General features: G+C 63.9%; 20 protein-coding genes and 1 riboswitch. Of the genes, 8 read left to right on the top strand and 12 right to left on the bottom strand.

Annotated elements, in window-relative coordinates; all coding sequences use genetic code 11:
• Positions 1–185: 185 nt before the first annotated feature.
• Entirely contained in the window at positions 186–1,187 is a 1,002-nt protein-coding gene (gene thiB / locus G6N73_RS01305) for a thiamine ABC transporter substrate binding subunit (RefSeq protein ID WP_165022138.1), read from the bottom strand.
• Positions 1,188–1,230: 43 nt separating this feature from the next.
• A riboswitch (TPP riboswitch) is annotated at positions 1,231–1,345 on the bottom strand.
• 105 nt (positions 1,346–1,450) lie between these two features.
• Here thiB and G6N73_RS01300 point away from each other — a divergent pair.
• The 4 genes from G6N73_RS01300 (at position 1,451) to G6N73_RS01285 (ending at position 4,512) form a co-directional block, all read left to right on the top strand.
• Entirely contained in the window at positions 1,451–2,095 is a 645-nt protein-coding gene (locus G6N73_RS01300; protein ID WP_165022135.1) for a thiamine diphosphokinase, read from the top strand.
• Positions 2,096–2,100: 5 nt separating this feature from the next.
• Positions 2,101–3,909, top strand: coding sequence for an ABC-F family ATP-binding cassette domain-containing protein (locus tag G6N73_RS01295; RefSeq protein ID WP_165022131.1), 1,809 nt, complete (start codon positions 2,101–2,103; stop codon positions 3,907–3,909).
• Between the two features lie 61 nt (positions 3,910–3,970).
• A complete protein-coding gene (locus G6N73_RS01290; RefSeq protein ID WP_165022128.1) occupies positions 3,971–4,213 on the top strand; it encodes a type II toxin-antitoxin system CcdA family antitoxin in 243 nt (80 codons plus the stop codon).
• Positions 4,213–4,512: a CcdB family protein gene (locus tag G6N73_RS01285; RefSeq protein WP_165022125.1), complete on the top strand. Its 300-nt coding sequence runs from the start codon at positions 4,213–4,215 to the stop codon at positions 4,510–4,512. The genes G6N73_RS01290 and G6N73_RS01285 overlap by 1 nt, the downstream gene beginning before the upstream one ends.
• A 27-nt stretch (positions 4,513–4,539) precedes the next feature.
• Here the strand turns inward: G6N73_RS01285 and G6N73_RS01280 are convergent, their stop codons facing one another.
• Positions 4,540–6,132, bottom strand: coding sequence for a hypothetical protein (locus G6N73_RS01280; RefSeq protein ID WP_165022123.1), 1,593 nt, complete (start codon positions 6,130–6,132; stop codon positions 4,540–4,542).
• A gap of 74 nt (positions 6,133–6,206) precedes the next feature.
• Complete coding sequence (locus G6N73_RS01275; RefSeq protein ID WP_165022120.1) at positions 6,207–7,505, bottom strand: adenylosuccinate synthase; 1,299 nt, start codon at positions 7,503–7,505, stop codon at positions 6,207–6,209.
• A gap of 198 nt (positions 7,506–7,703) precedes the next feature.
• Here G6N73_RS01275 and G6N73_RS01270 point away from each other — a divergent pair, with 198 nt between their 5' ends.
• From G6N73_RS01270 to G6N73_RS01260, 3 genes are read left to right on the top strand one after another with little or no spacing between them, the layout of a single operon-like run.
• Positions 7,704–8,594, top strand: coding sequence for an EamA family transporter (locus G6N73_RS01270; protein WP_165022117.1), 891 nt, complete (start codon positions 7,704–7,706; stop codon positions 8,592–8,594).
• A gap of 54 nt (positions 8,595–8,648) precedes the next feature.
• Complete coding sequence (locus tag G6N73_RS01265; protein WP_165022114.1) at positions 8,649–8,900, top strand: FitA-like ribbon-helix-helix domain-containing protein; 252 nt, start codon at positions 8,649–8,651, stop codon at positions 8,898–8,900.
• Positions 8,897–9,325 (top strand): type II toxin-antitoxin system VapC family toxin, encoded by a 429-nt coding sequence (locus G6N73_RS01260; RefSeq protein ID WP_165022111.1) that lies wholly within the window; start codon positions 8,897–8,899, stop codon positions 9,323–9,325. Before G6N73_RS01265 ends, G6N73_RS01260 begins: the two co-directional genes overlap by 4 nt.
• Before the next feature lie 24 nt (positions 9,326–9,349).
• Here G6N73_RS01260 and serA read toward each other — a convergent pair whose 3' ends face one another.
• From serA to G6N73_RS01215, 9 genes are all read right to left on the bottom strand, one after another.
• Entirely contained in the window at positions 9,350–10,948 is a 1,599-nt protein-coding gene (serA, locus tag G6N73_RS01255) for a phosphoglycerate dehydrogenase (RefSeq protein WP_165022108.1), read from the bottom strand.
• Between the two features lie 196 nt (positions 10,949–11,144).
• Positions 11,145–12,320 (bottom strand): phosphoserine transaminase, encoded by a 1,176-nt coding sequence (locus G6N73_RS01250; protein ID WP_165022105.1) that lies wholly within the window; start codon positions 12,318–12,320, stop codon positions 11,145–11,147.
• 171 nt (positions 12,321–12,491) lie between these two features.
• Positions 12,492–13,349, bottom strand: coding sequence for an outer membrane protein (locus G6N73_RS01245; protein WP_165022102.1), 858 nt, complete (start codon positions 13,347–13,349; stop codon positions 12,492–12,494).
• Positions 13,350–13,529: 180 nt separating this feature from the next.
• Positions 13,530–14,315 carry an outer membrane protein gene (locus G6N73_RS01240; RefSeq protein WP_165022099.1) on the bottom strand — a complete coding sequence of 262 codons (786 nt, stop codon included), beginning with the start codon at positions 14,313–14,315 and terminating at the stop codon, positions 13,530–13,532.
• Between the two features lie 181 nt (positions 14,316–14,496).
• Positions 14,497–14,655 (bottom strand): DUF3309 family protein, encoded by a 159-nt coding sequence (locus tag G6N73_RS01235; RefSeq protein ID WP_165022096.1) that lies wholly within the window; start codon positions 14,653–14,655, stop codon positions 14,497–14,499.
• Between the two features lie 99 nt (positions 14,656–14,754).
• Positions 14,755–17,934 carry an efflux RND transporter permease subunit gene (locus G6N73_RS01230; RefSeq protein WP_165022093.1) on the bottom strand — a complete coding sequence of 1,060 codons (3,180 nt, stop codon included), beginning with the start codon at positions 17,932–17,934 and terminating at the stop codon, positions 14,755–14,757.
• A 4-nt stretch (positions 17,935–17,938) separates the two neighbouring features.
• Positions 17,939–19,072, bottom strand: coding sequence for an efflux RND transporter periplasmic adaptor subunit (locus tag G6N73_RS01225; RefSeq protein WP_206078587.1), 1,134 nt, complete (start codon positions 19,070–19,072; stop codon positions 17,939–17,941).
• 283 nt (positions 19,073–19,355) lie between these two features.
• A complete protein-coding gene (locus G6N73_RS01220; protein WP_165022090.1) occupies positions 19,356–21,632 on the bottom strand; it encodes a xanthine dehydrogenase family protein molybdopterin-binding subunit in 2,277 nt (758 codons plus the stop codon).
• Positions 21,633–21,634: 2 nt separating this feature from the next.
• On the bottom strand, positions 21,635–22,096 hold the full coding sequence (locus G6N73_RS01215; protein ID WP_165022087.1) for a (2Fe-2S)-binding protein: 462 nt from the start codon (positions 22,094–22,096) through the stop codon (positions 21,635–21,637).
• 108 nt (positions 22,097–22,204) lie between these two features.
• Here G6N73_RS01215 and G6N73_RS01210 point away from each other — a divergent pair, with 108 nt between their 5' ends.
• Positions 22,205–22,798 (top strand): TetR/AcrR family transcriptional regulator, encoded by a 594-nt coding sequence (locus tag G6N73_RS01210; protein ID WP_165022084.1) that lies wholly within the window; start codon positions 22,205–22,207, stop codon positions 22,796–22,798.
• Positions 22,799–22,801 lie beyond the last annotated feature (3 nt).

The raw sequence follows: 22,801 nt of genomic DNA, 5'->3' as shown, positions 1-22,801 counted from the left end.
CCCTCTGTCCTGCCGGACATCTCCCCCACAAGGGGGGAGATTACGCCTTCATCAGGCCCGGTGCCAATTCTGCTATCTCGAAGATTGGCGGTGTCGCGACTGAAGACCAATCTCCCCCCTTGTGGGGGAGATGTCCGGCAGGACAGAGGGGGGCAACGTAAGGTCATTACGGTTCAGTTAAGCTGCTATTCGCTCATCACCGCCAGCCACTCGTCGACCCAGGCCTTGCGGTTCTCGGCGACCTCCTCGGGGCTGAAGGCAAGCGTCTTTGCCGGCTGCACCAGATCGGCGAAGGCCGGGTTGAGCGGCTTCTCGGTCCGGCCCGCGGGGAACATCCAGTTGGTTTCGGGGATGACATCCTGGAACCCGGGCCCGGTCATGAACGCCATGAACTTCTGCGCCAGCGGGTTCTTCGCGCCGGTGGTGGTGATGCCGGCCACCTCGACCTGGAGATAGTGGCCCTCCTCGAAAGCTGCCGCCTTGTACTTTTGCGTGTTCTCCGCAATGACGTGGTAGGCGGGCGAGGTGGTGTAGGACAGCACCATCGGTGCTTCGCCCTTGGTGAACAGGCCGTAGGATTCGCTCCAGCCCGGCGTGACCGTCAGCACGCGCTTCCGAAGTTTCGCCCACGCCTCGGGCGCGTCGTCGCCATAGACCGCCTTGACCCAGAGCAGCAGGCCGAGGCCGGGCGTTGAGGTGCGCGGATCCTGGAGGACGATCTTCTGTTCCGGATCTCCCTCGACGAGGTCCTTCAGGCTCTTCGGTGGGTTCTCAAGCTTCTCCGTATCGTAGACAACGGCGAAATAGCCGTAGTCGAACGGCACGAAGACGTCGTCGGTCCAGCCGCCGGGCACGTTCACGTTGCCGAGTTCGATGCCGGACGGCGCAAACAGGCCGGTCGCCTCGGCTTCGGCGGTCAGGTTCGTGTCGAGGCCGAGCACGATGTCGGCTTTGGTTGAAGCGCCTTCCAGCCTGACGCGGTTGAGCAGCGCCACGCCGTCTGCGACCGCGACGAATTCGAGGTCGCAGGCGCATTCCGCCTCGAAGGTCTTTTCGACCTGCGGCCCCGGACCCCACTCGGCGGTGAAGCTCTCATAGGTGTAGATGGTGAGCTTTTCCTGCGCGAAGGCCGGAACGGCAGCGGCGGAAATCGCGAGTCCTGAGACAAGGGATAACAAAATGCGCATCGGCGCCTCCTTCATACGTGTTGAAAGGGAATTGAAGCGCCGGGCGTCCGAAGCATCTAATCCCTCCGCCGGTGCAAACCGGATCAGGTTCAGCGGGTTGGCGATCTGCCTCTCAGCCGGCATGCGAAACGTCGCATCCGGCACCCCGTTAGAGCATTTCCAGACATAGGGCCGCCGGACGGGCAGAGCAAGCGCTTGTTTGCGGAGCGGCGCGCAATCGCCGCCTTCCGTTTCGGGGGCGGCGCGTGATAAGGGCCACCGCCATGAGCAGATTTGCAATCCTCCTCGGCGGCGGCCTCGTCCACACGCCGCGTCTCGACGCGCAGGTCGCTGGCGCGCGGGTGATAGCGGCCGATTCCGGGATCCGGCATGCTTCCGCGCTCGACGTTGCGCCGGAACTCTGGGTCGGCGACTTCGATTCGGTTCCGCCCGTGCTGCCGGCGCACTACGCCGACATTCCACGCAAGACCTTCCCGCACGAGAAGGACAAGACCGACGGCGAACTGGCCATCGCCGAAGCTCTCGGCCTCGGCGCAACCTCGCTGGTGCTGTGCGGCGCGTTCGGCGGGCAGCGCGCTGATCACGAATTCCTGCACCTAGCGCTGGCGGTCCGGCTTGCGGAAGCCGGCATGGATGTGTCGCTGACCAGCGGCGCGCAGGAAGGATTTCCGCTGCTGCCGGGCGCGGCCGAGTTCGACTACGAAGACGGCACGCTGTTTTCCATTCTCGGTTTCTCCGAACTCGCCGGACTGTCTGTCGAGGGCGCAAAATGGCCGCTCGACCGTGTCGAAGTGGCGTTCGGCTCGTCACTGACGATCTCCAATGAGACGCGCGGGCGCTTGCGCATTTCGCTGGAACGCGGCCGCGCCGTCCTCCTCGCCCATCCCTACCCGTTTCCGGAACACTGAACGACATGGCGCCACCGCTTCTCAATCTCGACGGCGTCAGGCTGACTTTTGGCGGCACGCCACTGCTCGACGGCGCGTCGCTTTCGGCCTCTGCAGGCGAGCGCATCGCGCTGGTCGGCCGCAACGGCTCGGGCAAGTCGACGCTGCTCAAGATCGCCGCCGGCATGGTCGAGCCGCAGGATGGCGAGGTGTTCCGCCAGCCGTCGGCCACGATCCGCTATCTGCCGCAGATGCCCGACATGGAAGGCTTCGCCAGCGTCCGCGCCTATGTCGAGGCTGGACTCGGGCCGGCCGACGATCCCTACCGCGCCACCTATCTGATGGAGCATCTCGGCCTGACCGGCGAGGAAAATCCGAACGATCTTTCCGGCGGCGAGGCGCGGCGTGCGGCGCTCGCCCGCGTCATGGCGCCTGAACCCGACATTCTGCTGCTCGACGAGCCGACCAACCATCTCGACCTGCAGGTCATCGAATGGCTGGAAGAGGAGCTGGTCCGCTCGTCGTCGGCGCTGATCGTGATTTCGCATGACCGCCGCTTCTTGGAGCGCGTCTCGCGGACCACCGTCTGGCTCGACCGCGGCCAGAGCCGCCGGCTGGAAAAGGGTTTCGCGCATTTCGAGGAATGGCGCGACACGATCCTCGAAGAGGAGGAGCGCGAGCAGCACAAGCTCGGCCGCCAGATCGTTCGTGAGGAGCATTGGCTACGCTATGGCGTGACAGCCCGGCGTAAGCGCAACATGCGCCGGCTCGGCGAACTCCAGTCTATGCGGCAGCGCTTTCGCGGCCATCGCGGCGCGGAGGGCGTCGCTACGATGGCCGCCAGCGACGCGGCCGAATCCGGGAAGCTGGTCATCGAAGCGAAGAATATCGAGAAGAGCTTCGGCGACCTGACTGTCGTGAAGGGTTTTTCGACGCGCATTCAGCGCGGCGACCGGATCGGCCTGGTCGGGCCGAACGGGGCGGGGAAGACGACACTGCTGAAGATGCTGACCGGCGAATTGAAGCCCGATGCCGGCACCGTACGCCTCGGCACGAATCTCGAAACCGCCACCCTCGACCAGAAGCGCGAGGCGGTCGACCCGCAGGAGACGCTGGCGCACTTCCTCACCGACGGGCGCGGCGAGACCCTGGTTATCAATGGCGAGGAGCGCCACGTCGTCTCCTACATGAAGGACTTTCTGTTCAAGGCCGAGCAGGCGCGCACGCCGGTGCGCGAGCTTTCGGGCGGCGAGCGGGCGCGGCTGATCCTGGCGCGGGTGCTGGCCCGTCCGGCCAACCTCCTGGTTCTGGACGAACCTACCAACGACCTCGACATGGAGACGCTGGAGCTTCTCCAGGAACTCGTCGCGGGCTTCGCGGGCACGGTCATCCTGGTCAGCCATGACCGCGATTTCCTCGACCGCACTGTGACCAGCATCATCGCACCGGATGGCGACGGTCGCTGGATCGAATATGCGGGCGGCTATTCGGACATGCTGGCGCAGCGGGGCGGCACAAAGCTCGATGACCGGCGCGCCGTGGCCAAGGCTCCGGCGGAAGCATCCCGCGCCAACGCCGCACCGGCGAAGGGGCCGGCAAAAAAGCTGTCGTTCAAGCAGAAATTCGCGCTGGAGAATTTGCCGAAAAGAATGGCGGCCGTGTCGGCATCGATCTCGGCGCTGGAAAACAACATAGCCGATCCTGCCTTCTACGAGCGCGACTCGAAGGGCTTCCAGAAAACCATCGCTGCGCTCGATAAGGAGCGCGCCACGCTCGCCGCTATGGAGGAGGAGTGGCTGGAGTTGGAGATGCTGAGGGAGGAACTGGAAGGCTGAGGGACGTTGCGATCGCCGATTGATGCGCATAGATTATGCGCATCAATCGGGGAGACATGTGATGACACGCGAAGCCCGTTCCGTGCAGCGAAAATCAACCAATCTCTCGCTCGACGCGCGGCTGGTGGCGGAAGCAAAGAACCTCGACATCAATATCTCACGCGTCGCCGAAAAGAGCATTGCGGATGCAGTGGCCGAGGAGAAGGCGCGGCTATGGAAGATCGAGAACCGCGAGGTGATCGAAGCCTGGAACGAGTATGTCGAGCGTAACGGACTGCCGCTGGCGAAGTACCGTCAATTCTGATGGCCCGCTACGACTTGTTTTCCAGCGTCGGCGCCGAAGGCTATCTGCTCAACGTGCAGACGGATCTTCTGGATCATCTGAAAACTCGTGTCGTCATTCCGCTGCTGCCCGCAGGAACGACGCCGCCTCCAGTAAAGCGGCTCAATCCGATCTTTGAGATTGGTGGCCAGAAATATGTGCTGGCTACGCAGCTTCTGTCCGCGGTGCCGGTCCAGGAATTGACGAGGCGTGAAGACAGCTTGTCGAGGTATCACGACCAGATCGTCGGCGCGCTCGACATGCTGTTCCAGGGTTTCTGAAACGCACCGCTCAAGCGGCGCGCTTGATCAGCCGGCGCTGGCGGCCTGCCAGGCCTTCATCGCCTCATCGAATACTTTCGCGCCGGGTATGCCCTTCTCCATGGTGAAGAGCGCGCGGCGGCCGGATTTGTATATGACCGGCACATCGATCCAGCTCTGGCGGCGCAAAAGCGTAAGATTGGCGTCGATCTCGGGCTTGGAGTCGTTGAGCGCCACCAGGAAGAAGCCGTCGGCGATCTTGGCCGGAATGCCGATCAGCGGGCTGCCCGCCTCCTGCTCGGAACCCTTCATCGAAACACGCAGCACATTGTCGATGCCGCCGCCCTCGAAGCCTTCCGGTGTCAGGAAGATCACCTCGATGATGTGGCTTGCCGGCAGCGTCTGGTCGGCGTTGCGGCGGATGGTCATGCGCAATTGCACGTCCTTGCCGGGGATTGTGGCCTCGGCGCGGATCGCCGGCTCGGGCGGCAGGTCGCCGCCGGGCGATTCCTGCACCAGCGACCAGACGATGGAGCCCGGTTCGGCCGAGCCCTCGGCAACATTGGTGCGCTCCTCATAGAAGATCGCCCTCTGGCCGACGGCTACCGACGGCTGAGAGGCCGAAGGAGCGGGTTCGGCCGGCGTTTCGCCTTCAGCGGCCCCCAGCGGCGGGGTTGAAGGCGCCGCCGGCTCCGTAGCCTCGTTCTGGTCAGCCGGCGCGGCCGGCTCGGGCGTTGCAGGCGCGCTCGGCGGCTGCGTCGCCGCAGCGACGGAAGTGCCTTCGCCGATAGCGGCCTCGCCGCCGGCCGGACCGGGATCGACTTCGCCGCCATCGCTGGTCAGCCGCTGCGTGAACTTGCTTTCGGCGGGAGCGGCGGCGGGCGGCGCCTCAGTCGGAGGCGCTGCGGCCATTTCCGTTTCTGGCTCGGCTTCAGGTTCGACGAGCCGCCTGGTCTCAACCGGCGCTCCGGCCATCGGGCCGGACCGCTCCAATCCCAGAATGTCGCTGAAAGCGTCCTTGTTCAGCCAGACGCCATAGCCGCCGCCAGCGAGGACGGCGAGCGCTATGCCCGCCGCGACGAGGCCGCCATAACTGCGCCGGCGCTCATAGGGGCGGTCCGGAGCGATGACTTCCGGTTCGCGATCGCTGTCGTCTTCGTGGAAAGCGTCGTCGCGCTCCATCTCCGGACCCAGTTGCGGGCTGCCCGCCAATGGCGGAGCTTCTTCCGCATGCGGAGGCTCGGGTTCGGACACTGACTCCGGTGCGGGAACAGGTCCAGGCATGGGTACCGGCGCGGGCGCGGGTACCGGCTGCGGAGGGGCAGCCCTTGGCGCAGGAGGCGGCTCCTGCCGGAGCGGCCGCGGCTCGGGATTCTTCAACGACGCGAAAACATTCTCGAGTTCGGCCAGCGGGTCGTTGGACGCATGTTGGGCGGCATATTCCCGCTCGATGCTGGCGATCGCATCCTCAAGCGCGCGCTTCTGGCGGTCGATCACGCCTTCCGGCGGCGGCGGGTTCATCGCGGCGAGTTTCGCGGCGATGGTCGAGCGCGCCTTGTCGTACACCTTCTCGCGCATTTGCGGAGTGGCGTCGTTCAACCCGTCCAGCGTCTTTCTCAGAACCGCTACGAAATCTGCCATGCTTGTCGACCTGTGAATTCCTTCTTCCGGATCGCGCCTTCAAGGCGGCCGCGAGCCCCGGAAAGGGCCAAAATCTAGTCTTGAAACGGGTCGGTCACAAGTATCGTGTCGTCCCGTTCCGGACTTGTGGAGAGCAGCGCCACCGGCGCGCCGATCAGTTCCTCGATGTGCCGGACATACTTCACCGCCTGTGCCGGCAGGTCGTTCCAGCTACGTGCGCCTTTGGTCGTGCCTTTCCAGCCTTCCAGCGTCTCATAGACAGGTTCGACGCGCGCCTGGGCGCCCTGGCTCGCCGGCAGATAATCGATAAGCGCGCCGTCGAGGCGGTAGCCGGTGCAGACCTTGATCTCGTCGAGGCCGTCCAGCACATCGAGCTTGGTCAGCGCGATGCCGTTGATGCCGTTGACCGCCACCGCCTGCCGCACCAGAACCGCGTCGAACCAGCCGCAGCGTCGCTTGCGGCCGGTGACGGTGCCGAATTCATGACCACGGGTGCCGAGGAACTCGCCGACCTCATTGTCCTGCTCGGTCGGAAACGGCCCCTCGCCGACCCGCGTGGTGTAGGCCTTGGTGATGCCGAGCACATAGCCGATCGAGTCGGGCCCGATGCCCGCCCCGGGCGAGGCCTGACCGGCGACGGTATTGGACGAGGTGACGAACGGATAGGTGCCGTGGTCGATGTCGAGCAGTGTGCCCTGGGCTCCCTCGAACAGTATGCGCGCGCCGGCGCGGCGCTTGTCGTCGAGGATCTTCCAGACCCGGTCCATGTAGGGCAGGATGTCGTCGGCGACCGAAGTCAGTTCCTGCATGATCGCCTCATGCGAGACCTCCGGATGACCGAGCCCGCGCCGCAGCGCATTGTGATGCGTCAAGAGCCGATCGACCTTGAGGGGAAGAGTGTCCAAATCCGCCAGATCCATAACCCGCACGGCGCGGCGGCCGACCTTGTCTTCGTAGGCCGGCCCGATGCCTCTGCGGGTTGTCCCTATTTTCGTGCCCGAATTCGAGGCCGCGTCTTCGCGAAACCCGTCAAGCTCCCGGTGCAAGGACAGGATAAGCGCGGTATTTTCGGCAATTTTCAGGCATTCGGGCGTAACGGTGACGCCTTGAGCCTTCAGCTTCGCCGATTCGGCCACGAATGCGTGCGGGTCGAAGACGACGCCATTGCCGATGATGGAGAGCTTGCCCTGGCGCACGATGCCCGACGGGAGCAGCGACAGCTTGTAGACCTTGCCGTCGACGACCAGCGTGTGCCCGGCATTGTGGCCGCCCTGAAAGCGCACCACCACATCGGCGCGCTCCGACAGCCAGTCTACGATCTTGCCCTTGCCTTCGTCGCCCCACTGCGAGCCGACGACCACCACATTGGCCATGATTATTCCCTTCAGACGCCGCCAGAGCGGCTGCTAGTGCAACGAAACGACAGGCCTCTATAACGTCACGAAACGCTGAGCGCGACCATTCTTTGGCGCGCCAAGTGCTCGCAGGCACAAGATTTTCCGCGTCTGGCGTCCTTTACTTGACGTGTGGCGCGGCCTAGGTCGGCAGGCCTTATCCTTCGGACCCCCCCCGTGACCAAAAACGCTTACCTGCTGCTCGGCCTCACCACCCTGTTCTGGGGCGGCAATGCCGTTGCCGGCAAGCTGGCCGTGGGCCATGTGTCGCCGATGCTGCTCACGACGCTGCGTTGGGGGCTCGCAATGGCGATCCTGCTCGCAATAGGCTGGCCGCGGCTCAGGGCCGACTGGAGCAAGGTGCGCCGGCGTCTGCTCTATCTAACGGCGCTCGGCGCGCTCGGCTTCACCGCGTTCAACATGGCGCTCTATACAGCGCTTATCTACACAAGCGCCATCAACGCCTCGATCGAGCAGGCCGGCATTCCGATGCTGATCTTCGCGGGCAATTTCCTTCTGTTCCGCATGCGGGTGACATGGGCGCAGATCGTCGGCTTCGTCCTTTCGTTGGCCGGTGTGGCCGTGGCCGCAAGTCATGGCGATCCGGTCGCGCTGCTGCATCTCGACGTCAATTTCGGCGACCTGCTGATGCTGATCGCAGCACTCGTCTATGCCGCCTACACGGTGGCGCTGCGCTTCAGGCCGATGATCCACTGGCAGAGCTTGATGATCATGCTCACCGGCACCGCCTTCGTCACCTGCATTCCCTTCGCGCTGGCGGAATTCTGGACCGCAAACGCGATCGTGCCGGATGCGCAAGGATGGGCGATCGTCATCTATACGGTTCTGTTCCCGTCGATCCTGGCGCAAATATTCTACATTCGCGGCGTTGAATTGATCGGCGCCAACCGCGCCGGCCTGTTCATCAACCTGGTGCCGATCTTCGGCACGCTGCTGTCGATCCTGCTCCTCGGCGAGGATTTTTACGCCTATCACGGCCTGGCCCTGATCATGGTGGTCGGCGGCATATGGCTCGCGGAGCATAGCGGACGGAAGATGGCGGGGTGAAGATTCTTGAACGCTTGCCGAATTCTGCTATCATGCTATCAATAGGAGGTTTCCATGGGTCAACTGTTGGTCAGGAAGCTGGACGACGACGTGAAGCGTAAACTGCAGGAGCGCGCCAAGCGGCATGGCGTCAGCATGGAGCAGGAAGCGCGCTCGATTTTACGAGCGGAATTGTTGAGAGGCGATAAGGACGAGTACGGGTTGGGTTCAAAGATCGCGGCGCTCTTTCGCAACGTTCCGGACAATGAGGAACCGTTCGAGCGCAAGCTGAATGAGCCTCTCCGTCCGGTCAACTTCGACGAATGATCGTTCTTGATACGAACGTTATCTCCGCCCTTATGCGACCGGAGACGAATGCGCCGATCGTTGATTGGGTGGACGCTAAACGAGCGTCCGATCTGTGGACGACAGCAGTCTCGCTCATGGAGATCCGCACAGGGTTGCTTCTCATGCCCCTCGGGAAACGACAGGAAATGCTGACGGACGGTTTTGACCGTTTGCTAGGCGACCTCCTCAAGGGACGATTGTTGCCCTTCGACGCTTCATCGGCCGAGCACGCCTCGAATGTTGCACTGAAACAGCAACGCCGCGGCAAGAATGTCGGTATCGGAGATATCCAGATCGCCGGCATAGCGCTGGCCAATGGCGCTACTTTGGCCACACGCAACATGAAGGATTTCCACGGCCTCGACATTCCGCTTGTCGATCCGTGGGCCGTATCGTCCGACTAGCTAATCGCTAATGCCGATGCCCTCTCACACGCTCCCCACATCGAACTGCAGCCGCTTGGCCGAATCGATCGACTTGTTGGCCCGCAGTTCCGCCAGCGCCTTTTCGGGGAACGGCGCATCGAGATAGAGCAGCGCGATGGCGTCGCCGCCCGGCCGGTTGCGGCCGAGCTGGAAGTTGGCGATGTTGACGTTGTTGTTGCCACAAATGGTTCCGAGCAGCCCGATGATGCCGGGGGCGTCGGGGTTGGTCGTATAGAGCATGTGCTGGCCGACTTCGGCGTCTAGATTGATGCCCTTGATCTGAATGAAACGCGGCTTGTGATCGGAAAAGCAGGTTCCGGCGATCGAGCGCGTCTGCTTTTCGGTCGTCACCGTGAGCTTGATGTAGCCGTCGAAGACGCCCGATTTGTCGCGCTTGACCTCGGCGACGATGATGCCGCGTTCCTTCACCATGATCGGCGCCGACACCATGTTCACGTCGGAAACCTGCGGCCGGATCAGTCCGGCGAGCGCAGCACTGACAAGGGCGCGCGTGTTCATCGTGGCGGTGGCGCCGTCGAACAGGATCTCCACCTCCTTGATCGGGTCTTCAGTCACCTGGCCGACAAATGCGCCCAGCACCTCGGCGAGCTTGACGAAGGGTTTCAGCCGCGGCGCTTCCTCGGCGGTGATCGAGGGCATGTTGATGGCGTTGGAGACCGCGCCCTTGACCAGATAGTCCGACATCTGCTCGGCGATCTGCAGCGCCACGTTTTCCTGCGCTTCCGTCGTGGAGGCGCCGAGGTGCGGCGTGGTGACGACATTTTCCATGCCGAACAGCGGGTGTTCCGTCGCCGGCTCGGTCTCGAACACGTCGATGCCGGCCCCGGCCACCTTGCCGCTCTTCAGCGCCGCGATCAGATCCGCCTCGACGATAAGCCCGCCACGGGCGCAGTTGATGATGCGGACCCCGTTCTTCATCCTGGAGATCGTGTCGGCATTGATGATGTTCCGCGTCTTGTCGGTCAGCGGCGTGTGCAGCGTGATGAAGTCGGCGCGGGCGAACAGCGTGTCGAGATCGACCTTCTCAACGCCGAGTTCCGAGGCGCGGTCTTCGGAAAGAAACGGGTCGAAGGCGATGACGTGCATCTTCAGCCCGACGCCGCGCGTGGCGACGATCGAGCCGATATTGCCGCAGCCGATAATGCCGAGCGTCTTGCCGGTGATCTCGACGCCCATGAAGCGGTTCTTTTCCCATTTGCCGGCATGGGTGGAGGCGTTTGCCTCCGGGATCTGGCGCGCCAGCGCGAATATCATCGCGATGGCGTGCTCGGCTGTGGTGATCGAATTGCCGAAGGGCGTGTTCATCACGATGATGCCCTTGCGGCTGGCGGCCGGTATGTCGACATTGTCGACGCCGATGCCGGCACGGCCGATCACCTTCAGCCTCGGTGCGGCCGCGATCAGCTTTTCCGTCACCTTGGTGGCGGAGCGGATGGCGAGGCCGTCATACTGGCCGATGATCTCGAGCAGCTTCTCCTTGTCCTTGCCGATGTCGGGCAGATAGTCGACCTCGACGCCGCGATCCTTGAATATCTGGACGGCGGTGGTGGAGAGTTTGTCGGAAACGAGAACGCGGGGCATGGGAGTGTCCTTTGCGATTGGCGTTCCCTCCCCCTTGCGGGGAGGGTGTCGGCGTAGCCGACGGGTGGGGGTGGAAAGAATGCTGGGAGGGGAAGGTTGAAGCTCGGTGCCATGCGTCTCCTGCAAGACCGCACCTTCGTCACCACCCCACCCGACCCTTCGGGCCAACCTCCCCGCAAGGGGAGGAAAGAACCGGTCAGGCAGCCGCCTTCAGCGTGGCCTTCTGCATGGCGATGGCCCAGTCGATCCAGGGCATCAGCGCCTCGACATCGGAAGTCTCGACGGTCGCCCCGCACCAGATGCGCAGGCCCGGCGGCGCATCGCGGTAGCTCGCAATGTCGTAGGCGACCTTCTCCGCTTCGAGCAATCCGGTCAGGCCTTTCACGATGGCCTGCTGGCCGGAATCGTCGAGGACGGCGACTGCCGGATCGACGAAGCGCAGGCAAACCGAGGTGTTGGAACGTGTGTCCGGGGCGGAAGCGAGAAAATCGACGGCCGGATTACCGGTAACCCAGTCCGCGATGACGGCCGCATTGGCGTCCGCGCGAGCGATCAGGGCATCGAGCCCGCCGATCGATTTGGCCCATTGGAGCGCGTCGAGATAGTCCTCGACCGCCAGCATGGAAGGCGTGTTGATCGTCTCGCCCTTGAAGATGCCCTCGATCAGCTTGCCGCCCGAGGTCAGGCGGAAGATTTTCGGCAGCGGCCATGCTGGCTTGTAGGTTTCCAGGCGTTCGACGGCGCGTGGGCTCAGGATCAGCATGCCATGCGCGCCTTCGCCGCCCAGCACCTTCTGCCAGGAGAAGGTGGCGACATCGAGCTTGGCAAAGTCGAGACGCTGCGCAAAGGCCGCCGAGGTGGCGTCGCAGATGGTCAGGCCCTTGCGGCCGGCGGGGATGAAGTCGCCGTTCGGCACGCGTGCGCCGGAGGTGGTGCCGTTCCAGGTAAAGACGACGTCGCGGTCGAAATCGACGGCAGCGAGATCGGGCAATTCGCCATAGGGCGCTTCGAACAGGCGCACGTCCGGCAGTTTGAGCTGCTTCACCACATCGGTGACCCAGCCGGCACCGAAGCTTTCCCAGGCCAGCATATCGACGCCGCGCTCGCCGAGCAGCGACCACAGCGCCATCTCGACGGCGCCGGTGTCGGAAGCCGGCACGATGCCGATCCGGTAGTCGGCCGGAACCTGGAGCACTTCGCGGGTCAGCGCGATCGCGTTCTCAAGCTTTGTCTTGCCGATTTTTGCGCGATGGGAGCGGCCGAGCGCGGCATTGCCGAGCGCCCGGAGCGACCAGCCGGGGTGTTTGGCGCAGGGACCTGAGGAGAAATTGGGATTTGCCGGACGCAAGTCCGGCTTCGAAAGCGTCGTCATCGTGGTTCTATCCTTCCAGATAGTGGCCCCTCGTTGGGGAGGGGTGGCCCACGGACGGCGATATTGCCTGAGGCTCCTGGCGTCAAGAGAAATGTTTTTGTCGCATTCAGGCCGTGAACGAAAAACGGCAGGCCGAAGCCCGCCGCGTTGGTCACCGAAATTGTGCCGCGTCTACCAGAGTTCATAGCGCAAGCCGACCTTGACCTCGTGGGTCGAAAAGCCGTCATCGGTGCCCTGGATGCCGGAAGCGCCGGCTGCGTCCGAGAAGTCGTCCCAGCCGAACATGTCGCCGCCGTCGATGTGGCGGTACTTGTAGCCGAGATCGAGCTTCAGATTCTTGGTGAGGTCATATGCCGCGCCCGCCATGAAGGCGTAGGTGAAGCGCCAATCCTTCTCGCCACCGTGGTCTGCGCTCGAGATCGCGCCGCCGGGCGCCGGGCAGGGGCTCACGCCGTCCACGCAATAATTGGTGCTGTCGAGACCGCCCCAGGAGAGATAGCTGTAGCCGACGCCTGCGCCGACATAGGGCGTCACGCGGACATAGGTGCCGAGATCGATATAGCCGTTGGCCATCAAGCTCACGACCGACACGGAAGAAGAATCCTCCGAACGGCAGCCTGTCCCGGCCAGGATCGGATCGCCAGTGCAGGGGCCGTCGGACGATGTCGTGCCGTCGAAATCGGCGCGAAAGCCGTCGACCGTCAGGTCGCCGCGAATCCAGTCATTGTAGCGGTAGCCGAAGCCGCCGCCCCAGGTGAAGTCCTCGTCCAGTTCATGAGTGTCGAAGGAGGCGCTGCCATAAGTCGCGGTGATCGGATCGAAGGTCCGGTAGTCGACCCGCCCCATGTCGGTGGAAAGCACGTATCCCACATCGCCGCGCAGGTACCACCCCGAGCCCACTTCGACCGGGACGAACTCGGCTGCCTCCTCCACGAAAATCGGCGGATCGTAATCGGCCGCATGCGCCGGCGCGAGCGGCATGAGCGCCCCGGCGGCCAGCAAAAGAAGAATACGCGATTTCTGGGTCATAGCCACACTCCCGAAATGGCGAGGCCCAAAAAGCCAGCCCGCCCCGTCAGAAGCATTGTTAACCATAGTGGTTAAGTGCCGGTTAAGGTTAACGGCTATTTTGAGGCTGCGCGCCGCGACCGCCTGAAACCAACAAAAAAGGCTCCCGGAGGAGCCTCTTCCGTGGTTTCTGCGCGGCGCCTAGTTGAGCGCGTAGCGCACGCCGAGCTTGAAGTCGTGCGAGTAGATGTCGTTGAATTGGAACCCGTCATTGTCGATATCGAAGGCCGGATCGTCATTGTGGAAGGTTCCGGTCTTTGCATCGCCGAGCGAGACGAAGCTGTAGCCGAGATCGAGGGTCAGCCTTTCGGTCGCCTCGATGCCCAGGCCCGCATGCAGCGCCCAGGCGAAGTTCCATTCCGACTCGTCGTCGGCATAGCCGCCGCCGCCGGTAATTATGTTGGTGTCGCGGAAATGCGATATCGTGTTGCGCGATGCGCCGATGCCTGCGCCGAGATATGGCGTGACGCTGTAGAAGGTGCCGAGATCGGCATAGGCGTTGGCCATGATCAGCCATTCCGATTTCTTGGCGCGGAAATCGTTGGTGGTCAGGCCGGTGACAGTGGAATCCACCCAGTCGAGGGCTTCGAAGTCGGACTTGCCGCGATACTCGACAGTCAGGTCGCCGCGCAGGTAGTCGTTGAACTCGTAGCCGATGCCGGCGCCGAAGAGCGGCGCAGAGGCGAAGCCGCCTTCGTCGTACCAGCCGAAGTCGGAGATGGTCGGGTTATCGTAAAGGCTGGAATCCAGCCCATCGAAGTCCTGGTTGCTCATGCCGATATGGCCGCGAATGTACCAGCCGCCATAGACCGGCGTGGGCACCTCGATGATCGGCGGCTCGTAGAGGTCGGCCGCCATTGCTGGCGTCGCCGCTCCGGCCACGATGATGGCCGCAAGAATCTTCTTTGCGAAATTGTGCATTTCCATACCCCTGCGCATCCTCGCGACGCAAAGTTGCGCGCGACCCAAGATTGAATTCTTCTTGGATAATGAAACGCAAAGGTTAAGGCGTGCTTAACTCTGTTGCTTAACCACGATTGCAAAATTGACTGACCGTGGAAACAAACACGGAAGCATTCTCCGTTGATCGGACCGTCAGAAGATTACGTCAGATCCGCCCCATCAGAAGCAGGATCAGAAGCACCACCAGAATAAGTCCGACGATGCCGGAAGGACCATAGCCCCAGGCGCGCGAATACGGCCAGGCGGGCACGGCGCCGATCAGGATAAGAATGAGAATGATGATCAAAATGGTCGTCAGTGTCATGGCATGTTCCCTCGGAGCGGGTGCTGCAATGAGACAACAATGCACAATTGGCCCCGCCGGTTCCCGGCGGGGCTCATAAACTGCTACCGTGGCTTGCGCCTACTCTGCGGCTTTCGGGAAAGCGACCTCGCCCGGAACGGCGACCGGCTCGACGGCTGCCGGCGCTGCGGCCTTGCCGCCGCGGCGGAACAGCCGGGCGATCCAGCCGCGTTTGCCCTTCTTCCTTTGGGTCTCGCGGGTGAAGACCATCAGCATCGACGGCGTCACGATCAGCGTCAGCACCGTCGCGAAGGACAGGCCGAACACGATCGCCGAAGACAGGGCGATCCACCACTGGGTCGAAGGCGCATTGATCGTCATCTCGTGATGGAAGATTTCCAGCCCGAGACCGAAGGCGATGGGCAGCACGCCGAGGATAGCCGACACCGCCGTGAGCACGACGGGCCGCGCGCGCTCGCGACAGGTCTGCAGCACGGCGTCATATTTGCTCCAGCCTTCCTCGCGCAAGCGGTCGTACGTATCGATCAGAACAATGTTGTTGTTCACGACGACGCCCGCCAGCGCGATGAAGCCGATCCCCGACATCACGATGACGAAGGTCTGGCCGGTAAGCAGCATGCCGAGCAATGCGCCGACGACGGCCATGACCACGCAGGTCAGCACCAGCACGACGCTGGTGAACTTGTTGAACTGCGCCAGAAGCACGATGAAGATCAGGAAGATCGCCGCGCCGAAGGCATTGATCAGGAAGGCGCTGGCCTCCGCGCTGTCTTCGTTCGAGCCGGCGAGCTTCCACTCGATCCCGGGCTTGGCCATCGCGCCGACGACATTGCTGACCTCCGCCTGCACGGCGGCGTCCTGAAAGCCCGTCGCCACGTTGGCCTGGATGGTGATGGTCCGCTTGCCGTCGATGCGGTTCAGTATGCCGCTCGTCAGCTCCGGCTTGCGGGTGACGAAATTGGAGATAGGCACCGAGCCCGTTGCGGTTTCGATGCGTAGCTGGTCGAGCGCTGCGAGCGTGCGGCGGTCTTCCGGCAGGCGCAGCCGGATGTCGACCGCGTCGTCGGCGCCCGCCGGCCGATAGTCGGTGAGTTTAAGCCCGGTGGTGACGAGCTGCACCACGGTGCCGACCGCCATGGGCGATACGCCGTATTGGGCCGCCTTTGAGCGGTCGACCTCAAGCGCCCAGTCGATGCCGGGCGGCGGCAGGCCGTCCGACAGCTCGATTACGCCGGGAACCTTCGCCACGGCCGCGGCGACTTCCCCGGCATATTCGTTGAGGCCTTCCGGATTGACCGCGGAAAGCTGTACCTGGATCGGTTTGCCGGTGGGCGGGCCCGCGTCGGGCGTGCGCACCTCGACGTCGACGCCGGGAATGCCGGCCATGGCGACACGGAGATCGTCCAGAATATGATGCGCGGACTTGCGCTCGCGGAAGTCGATGAATTCGTAGTTGATGACCGCGATCACGTCTTCGGGAACGTCCGCTCCGCCGCCGCGCGTCTTGCCGACGCGGGTGTAGACCGATTTCAGGCCGGGCCAGCCGAGGATGCGGCCTTCCACGATGCGGGTGGCCACATCCATCTCCTCGAGCGACAAATTGCCTCGGGCATGGACGTAGAGCAGGCCGTAGTCCGGCTCGACGTTCGGGAAGAATTCGACGCCGTTGCCATACTGGGTGTAGGCGTAGAGCCCTCCGCCCAGCAGCGCGACCGTCAGGACGAGCACGGTGATCGGATAGGCCACGGCCTTTTTGACGAGCGCCATATAGAGCCCGTCGCGGCGGTCTTCCTCGGTGTGCAGCGGCGCCTTGCCGATGATCGCGCCGATTGCCGGGGCGAAGATCAGCGCATAGGCCATCGAGGCGGCGAGCGTCACGATCAGCGTGATCGGCAGATACTTCATGAAATCGCCGACGATGCCCGGCCAGAACAGCAGCGGCGAGAAGGCCGCGATGCGCGTGAGCGTGGCGGCGATGACCGGGCCCGCCATGCGCTTGGCGGCCAGTTCGAAAGCCTGTTCCTTCGGCATGCCTTCCGACATGCGGCGCTCGGCGAACTCCGTGACGATGATGGCATCGTCGACCAGCATGCCGACCGCCAGGATCAGCGAGAACAGCACGACCATGTTGATCGTGTAGCCCATCATCGCAAGCAGCAGGATGCCCATCAGGAAGGATGATGGGATCGCCAGGCCGATCAGCATAGAGGCGCGGCCGGACAACGCGTAGAGAATGACGATGAACACCAGGATGACGGCGATCATCACATGGTTCTGCAGATCCGACAGGAGCTGCTTGACGAATACCGATTTGTCCTGGGTGTAGGTGACCTGCAGGTCCGGCAAGGTCTGCTTGTTCTCGGCGACGTACTGGTCGGCGACGCGCTGGGCGCCCTCGATCGTCTCGACCACATTGGCGCCGATGCGCTTCTTGACCTCGATGACGATGGCGTTCCTGCCGTCGAGACGGGCTATCGTTTCCGCGTCCTCGAATGTTGAGCGCACCGTCGCCAGGTCGCGCACACGCACAACCGCGTTCGGGCCGGCGACGACGGGCAGGTTGGCTACATCCAGCGGCGTCTCGATCAGGGCCGGCACCTTGATGGCGTACTTGCCTTCGGAACCTTCGATGGCGCCGGCGGCGACCAGGCTGTTGGACTGGCCGATGCCCTGGATCAGCTGGTCGAGCTGCAGCCCGTAGGACGAGAGCTTCATCGGATCGATGATGGCTTCGACCATTTCGTCTCGGGAGCCCTGGATCACGCCCTCCAGAACCCCGGGCACTTCCTCGATGCGGTCGCGCAGGGCCTTTGCCGCGGCCGTCAGCACGCGCTCCGGTATGTCGCCGGACAGCGTGACGAACACGACCGGAAACTCGGACAGATTGACCTCGTTGACCGTCGGCTCCTCGACGCCGACAGGAAGGTCGCGCTTGGCGTCCTGCACCTTGTTGCGGGTGTCGATCAGTGCGTCGCCGAGATCCGTCGACGGATCGAATTCGACAAGCACATAGCCGCCACCCTGATAGGCGGCGGATTTCATCTCCTTGAGGCCCTTGAGGCTCTTCAGCTGCTGCTCCACCGGGCGCAGCAGCAGGCGCTCGGAATCTTCCGGCGAGATGCCCTGATACACCAGGCTGACATACATGATCGGGACGGCGACGTCCGGTTCCGCCTCCTTGGGCACCGACTGATAGGCAACCGCTCCCGCGATCACCATGAACAGCAGCACCGAAAGCGTCAGACGCGTATTGCGTATCGCTAGCTTGACGATATCCATCGGCTTACAGGGTCCCGCTTTCGGCTTCGGCGGCAAGGTTCCTGATCGTCTCCTGGTCGGCTTCGACGGCCTTTACCGCGTCGCCCTCGGTGACGAGATCCTGCCCGGCGACGATGACGCGGGCATCGGCCGGAATCCCGCCAAGCACCAGACCGTTCGGCGTGTCGTCGACGAGATCGATCGGGAAGAACACGACCTTGTTGTCCTTGTCGACGGCGCGAATGCCCAGATCGCCGTCTGCGGAGAGCGTGACGACCGAACGTGGCAGCGCCACGGCGTCGGCGGCCTCGGCGAGCAGCTTGATCTCGGCTGTCATGCCGGCCGGCAGCTCCTTGTTCTCGTTGGGAATGGCCACTTCAATGCGGAACGTGCGGGTGGCGGATGAAGCATCGCGGCTGATGTAGCGCAGCGTGCCCTTCACGGTCGTGCCGTCGACCAGCCGTATCTCCGCCGTGTCGCCGAGCTTCAGATAGCGCAGATCGCGTTCGCTCACCTCGCCGATGGCGAGCAACGGGTCGAGATTGATCAGCGTCGCCACCTCGGCGCCCGCCAGGATGGTGCTGCCGCGCTGGACGGGAACCCGGTCGACGACGCCGTTGTAGGGTGCATGTATCTCGTACTGGGCAAGTTCGGCCTTGGCGCTCTCCAGTTGCGACTTGGCCGTAGCCAGCGCGGCGCGGGCCTGGTCGGCCTGGAGCTTGGGCGCGTTGCCGCCCCCCACCAGCCGCTCGGCGGCTTCAGCCTCGGCCTGCCGCTGCGTGACCACGCTTTCGGCCATCCGGACCGCTGCTTCCTTGTCCTGAGCGTCCAGACGAATCACCAGGTCGCCGCGCTCGACGCGCTGGCCCTGCTTCACCGGCAGGCTCTCTATGACACCCATGACGCGGGTGGCTAGCGTGACGCGCTTCTCCGCATCGGTCCTGCCTGAAACGCGGATCGCGCGCGCATGCTGCACGCGCGGCGGCGTCACAACCGCAACCGTGCGCAGCGGAGCAGCCGGCTGTTCGGCGGCTTCCGTCTTTTTCTCGTCTTCATTGGCGGCGCTGCCCACCGAGGAAAATTCCCCCGTCGCGGTCCAGGCGGCAAAACCCGCTAGCACAACCAACGCGGCAAGCTTGTGGAACCTGAATCTCGACATTATCGTTTTCCGTTGTCGGGCTGGCCAGACCGCGTCCGCAAGGGCGCCACCGATATGGTATCGCGCCGGGCCATGTTCAATCGCTCCGCGAAGCGACGCTCCGCAGGCGCGCGATACCTACATCAAAGTCGCGCCGCGAAACAGTCAGAAAAATTCATGGCGCTATCACAGGTAGCATTTTCCTGACATTTTCCAGGCCCTCCGCCCGGTCTCCCGACGCGCTGATGTGCCGAAAATTGCAACCAGTGGGAATGGCAGCAGGAGTCAGCATGATTCGATGACCTCATGCGAATGCGACCTCCTTCGACAGCGGAAGCGTGCGGATGCGCTTGCCGGTAAGGGTAAATACTGCATTGGCGAGTGCGGGCGCGGCCGGCGGCGTACCGATTTCGCCGACGCCGCCCATCCGTTCCGCATTCTCCAGTATGGCGACCTCGAACGCGGGGCATTGGGAAATCCGCATCGCGTCGAAATCATGGAAATTCGACTGCTCGACCATGCCCTCGGCAATGGTGATTTCTTGACCCAGGGCGGCGGAGAGGCCGAAAACCGCGCCAGAAACCAGCTGCGCCTCTATGATGCCCGGATCGAGCGCCGTGCCGACATCGGCGGCGATCCAGACCTTCTCTATGCGGATGCCGGCCGGCGTGTCGGCCACCTGCACGACCTCCGCGACCCAGCCGCCGAAGGAGAGCGTGAACGCGAAGCCTTTCGCTCTGCCTGAGGGCAGCGGCTCACCCCATTTGGCCATCGCCGCCACTTTCTCGACCACCTTCACGGCTGTCGGCCAGTCGGCCATCAGCTTCCGGCGAAGCTCGACCGGGTCGGTTTTGCCGGCGGTCGCGATCTCGTCCATGAAACTCTCATGGAAGAAGCCGTTGTAGGAATTGCCGACCGATCGCCAGAAGCCGACCGGAATGCCGATGTCGGCTGCAATGCCGGTCACGCGATAGTTCGAGATAGCGTATGGCTGGTTGTGCGAGCCATCGGTTATGGTCCGGTCCGGGCCTAGCGGCGAGATCGAAGGGAACATGCGCCGCAGCGCGCTGCCGATCACCGAGGGCGAAGCGATGCGCATGTCGAGCGCTTCCGGCAGCCCGTCGTCGCCGAGCCGGGCCTGGAACCTGCCTGCCGCAGCCGGCCGGTACGTGTCGTGGCGGATGTCTTCCTCGCGTGTCCAGGTGACCTTCACCGGCCGGCCGGCCGCTTCCTTCGCCAGCAGCGCGGCGTAGATGGAAAAGTCCATCTCGCCGCGCCGGCCGAAGCCGCCGCCGAGATGCGTGGTGTGGACATTGACTTTGTCGCGTTCGATGCCGGCCGCTTCCGAGCAGAGATAGCGCGTTATCGTCGGCATCTGGTTGGGCGACCAGATTTCGAGCACGCCGTCCTTGAACCGGGCGGTGGCGTTCATCGGCTCCATGCACGCATGGGCGAGATAGGGAACCTCGTAGGCCGCTTCGACCAGCCTTTCGCGCGGCGCATCGGCGAAGGCCGTGTCGACATCGCCGTCGTCGCGCAGCGCCGAGCCGTCGCCCGAGGCCAGCGCATCCTGCAACGTCTTTGAGATCGCGGCGCTGTCGGCCGGATACTCGGCCGCCTCCCATTCGACCTCAATGGCGTCGGCCGCCTGGAACGCCGCCCAGGTGTTTTCGGCGACCACGCCGAAGCCGTGACCGTAGCTCGTCTCCAGCGCCACGATCTTCACCACGCCCGGCATCTTTTCCGCCTTCGACAGGTCGGCCTCGACCGGCTTCGTCCAGAAGCGGGGGCTCATCTTCACCGTGCCGAAGAGCATGTCGGGCAGCACCACGTCGATGCCGAAGATCGGCGCGCCGGTCACCTTGGCCAGCATGTCGACGCGCGGCTGCGGCTTGCCGAGTAGCTTCCAGTCGGCCTTGTCCTTGAGCCGCACAGTCGCGGGCGGATCGATAGCGGCCGCAGCGGCGGCCACCTCGCCATAAGCGACCTCTCGGCCCGATGCCTTGTGCTCGATCGCGCCATTGGCGGTGCTGAGCTCCGAGGCGGCGACGCCGAGCTTCCTTGCCGCCGCCTCGACCAGCACGTAGCGCGCCGCCGCGCCCGCCTGCCGCATCTTCTCGAAGCCGTCGCGGATCGAGGACGAGCCGCCGGTGCCCTGGAAACCGAGCGCCTTGGAGACGCCGCCGAGCGCCCCCCGCACGGTCTCCGCCATCAGGCTCTGGTCGTAGAACGGGAAAGGACCGCCCTCTTCCAGCAGGGCCGCGTTATAGTAGGCGAAGGATGCCGGGCCGTGCTCGACCTTGACCATATCGAGCGGGACATCCAGTTCCTCGGCGACCAGCGCCGCGAGCGTCGTGGAGATTCCCTGGCCCATCTCGGCGCGCGGCGCGATCACCGTGATCGTGTTGTCGGGAGCGATCTTCACATAGGGATTGAAGGTCGCTTCGCCCTCGGCAAGCCCGCCTTCGAGCGGGTTCGCATAGGGGCGGGAGATGTACCAGTAGCCGACCGCAACGCCGCCGGCGACAGCCGCCGCGCCGATGAGGAACGTCCGCCGTGCGATTTTTGCCACGCTGGCCATGGTCATATCCCCGCCGTCTTGAGGGCGGCCGCCTTCTTAATCGCCGCGCGTATGCGCGGATATGTGCCGCAGCGGCAGAGATTGCCGTTCATCGCCTCGTCTATGTCCTGGTCGGTCGGGTCGGGATTGGCTTCGAGCAGCGCCGCAGCGCTCATGATCTGGCCGGCCTGGCAGTAGCCGCATTGCGCCACCTGCTCGTCCAGCCACGCCTGCTGCACCGCGTGCAGCTTGCCGCTGGCCGCGAGTCCCTCGATGGTGGTGACCTCGCCGTCGACCTGGCCCACCGGCAGCGAGCAGGAGCGCACCGCCTCGCCGCCTATATGCACCGTGCAGGCGCCGCACGCGGCGATGCCGCAGCCGAATTTCGGCCCGGTCTTGCCAGCGAGATCGCGCAGCGCCCACAGCAGCGGCATTTCAGGATCGGCTTCGAACTCTATTGATTTTCCGTCGACGATGAGGCGCATGGGGATACCCTTGGTTTTCGTCCACTGCCGGGGGCGCCGAGACGCCGATCTCTGACAACTTGACAAATTCTGTTATTTTGTCAATAGACAATTAACGAAGTGAAGAATATGACGATAGACGCCCAACCCGCCGACCCCAAGCGAGCCCGCATTCTCGAGGCCGCGACGAGGCTCGTCCTCGCCTACGGCTTTTCACGCACGACGATGGGCGACATCGCCAGCGCGGCGGAAATGTCGCGGCCGGCGCTCTACCTCCTGTTCAAGAACAAGACCGATATCTACCGGGCCATCGCCGAGCAGCTTCTGGAAGGTTCGGTCGCGCAGGCAGGCGTCATCCTGCGGCGCGAGGGGCCTTTCGCCGAGCGGATGATGACGATGATCGAGGAGTGCCTGATCGCGATGATGCGGCACATCGCGGCGTCCCCGCACGGCGCCGAAATTCTCGACATGAAGAGCAGGCTTGCGGGCGATCTCCATGCCACCTGGCGCAGCCGGCTCGGCGCTCTCGTGGAAGCCGCGGTCGCGGACGAAGCCCGGCGCAACGGCGTCGACCTCCAGGCGCGGGGCCTGTCGGCTCCGCTGCTCTCGGCTCTGCTGCTCGACGGACTTGAAGGCATGAAGATGCGCATTCCCGATCCCGAGGAGCAGCATGTCGCCGCCCGCGGGCTGGTCAGGGTGGTCGAGATCGCAATTCGGGCCTAACGC

Origin of the sequence: Allomesorhizobium camelthorni, assembly GCF_011045125.1 — a bacterium.
Taxonomy (GTDB): Bacteria; Pseudomonadota; Alphaproteobacteria; order Rhizobiales; family Rhizobiaceae; genus Allomesorhizobium; species Allomesorhizobium camelthorni.
This window is presented reverse-complemented; position numbering and strand designations above follow the sequence as displayed.

Bases quoted from the DNA above. Each gene is read 5' to 3' on its own strand.
- thiB (WP_165022138.1), bottom strand. From the start codon at position 1,187: ATGCGCATTTTGTTATCCCTTGTCTCAGGACTCGCGATTTCCGCCGCT.
- G6N73_RS01300 (WP_165022135.1), top strand. From the start codon at position 1,451: ATGAGCAGATTTGCAATCCTCCTCGGCGGCGGCCTCGTCCACACGCCG.
- G6N73_RS01295 (WP_165022131.1), top strand. From the start codon at position 2,101: ATGGCGCCACCGCTTCTCAATCTCGACGGCGTCAGGCTGACTTTTGGC.
- G6N73_RS01290 (WP_165022128.1), top strand. From the start codon at position 3,971: ATGACACGCGAAGCCCGTTCCGTGCAGCGAAAATCAACCAATCTCTCG.
- G6N73_RS01285 (WP_165022125.1), top strand. From the start codon at position 4,213: ATGGCCCGCTACGACTTGTTTTCCAGCGTCGGCGCCGAAGGCTATCTG.
- G6N73_RS01280 (WP_165022123.1), bottom strand. From the start codon at position 6,132: ATGGCAGATTTCGTAGCGGTTCTGAGAAAGACGCTGGACGGGTTGAAC.
- G6N73_RS01275 (WP_165022120.1), bottom strand. From the start codon at position 7,505: ATGGCCAATGTGGTGGTCGTCGGCTCGCAGTGGGGCGACGAAGGCAAG.
- G6N73_RS01265 (WP_165022114.1), top strand. From the start codon at position 8,649: ATGGGTCAACTGTTGGTCAGGAAGCTGGACGACGACGTGAAGCGTAAA.
- G6N73_RS01260 (WP_165022111.1), top strand. From the start codon at position 8,897: ATGATCGTTCTTGATACGAACGTTATCTCCGCCCTTATGCGACCGGAG.
- serA (WP_165022108.1), bottom strand. From the start codon at position 10,948: ATGCCCCGCGTTCTCGTTTCCGACAAACTCTCCACCACCGCCGTCCAG.
- G6N73_RS01250 (WP_165022105.1), bottom strand. From the start codon at position 12,320: ATGACGACGCTTTCGAAGCCGGACTTGCGTCCGGCAAATCCCAATTTC.
- G6N73_RS01245 (WP_165022102.1), bottom strand. From the start codon at position 13,349: ATGACCCAGAAATCGCGTATTCTTCTTTTGCTGGCCGCCGGGGCGCTC.
- G6N73_RS01240 (WP_165022099.1), bottom strand. From the start codon at position 14,315: ATGGAAATGCACAATTTCGCAAAGAAGATTCTTGCGGCCATCATCGTG.
- G6N73_RS01235 (WP_165022096.1), bottom strand. From the start codon at position 14,655: ATGACACTGACGACCATTTTGATCATCATTCTCATTCTTATCCTGATC.
- G6N73_RS01230 (WP_165022093.1), bottom strand. From the start codon at position 17,934: ATGGATATCGTCAAGCTAGCGATACGCAATACGCGTCTGACGCTTTCG.
- G6N73_RS01225 (WP_206078587.1), bottom strand. From the start codon at position 19,072: ATGTCGAGATTCAGGTTCCACAAGCTTGCCGCGTTGGTTGTGCTAGCG.
- G6N73_RS01220 (WP_165022090.1), bottom strand. From the start codon at position 21,632: ATGGCCAGCGTGGCAAAAATCGCACGGCGGACGTTCCTCATCGGCGCG.
- G6N73_RS01215 (WP_165022087.1), bottom strand. From the start codon at position 22,096: ATGCGCCTCATCGTCGACGGAAAATCAATAGAGTTCGAAGCCGATCCT.
- G6N73_RS01210 (WP_165022084.1), top strand. From the start codon at position 22,205: ATGACGATAGACGCCCAACCCGCCGACCCCAAGCGAGCCCGCATTCTC.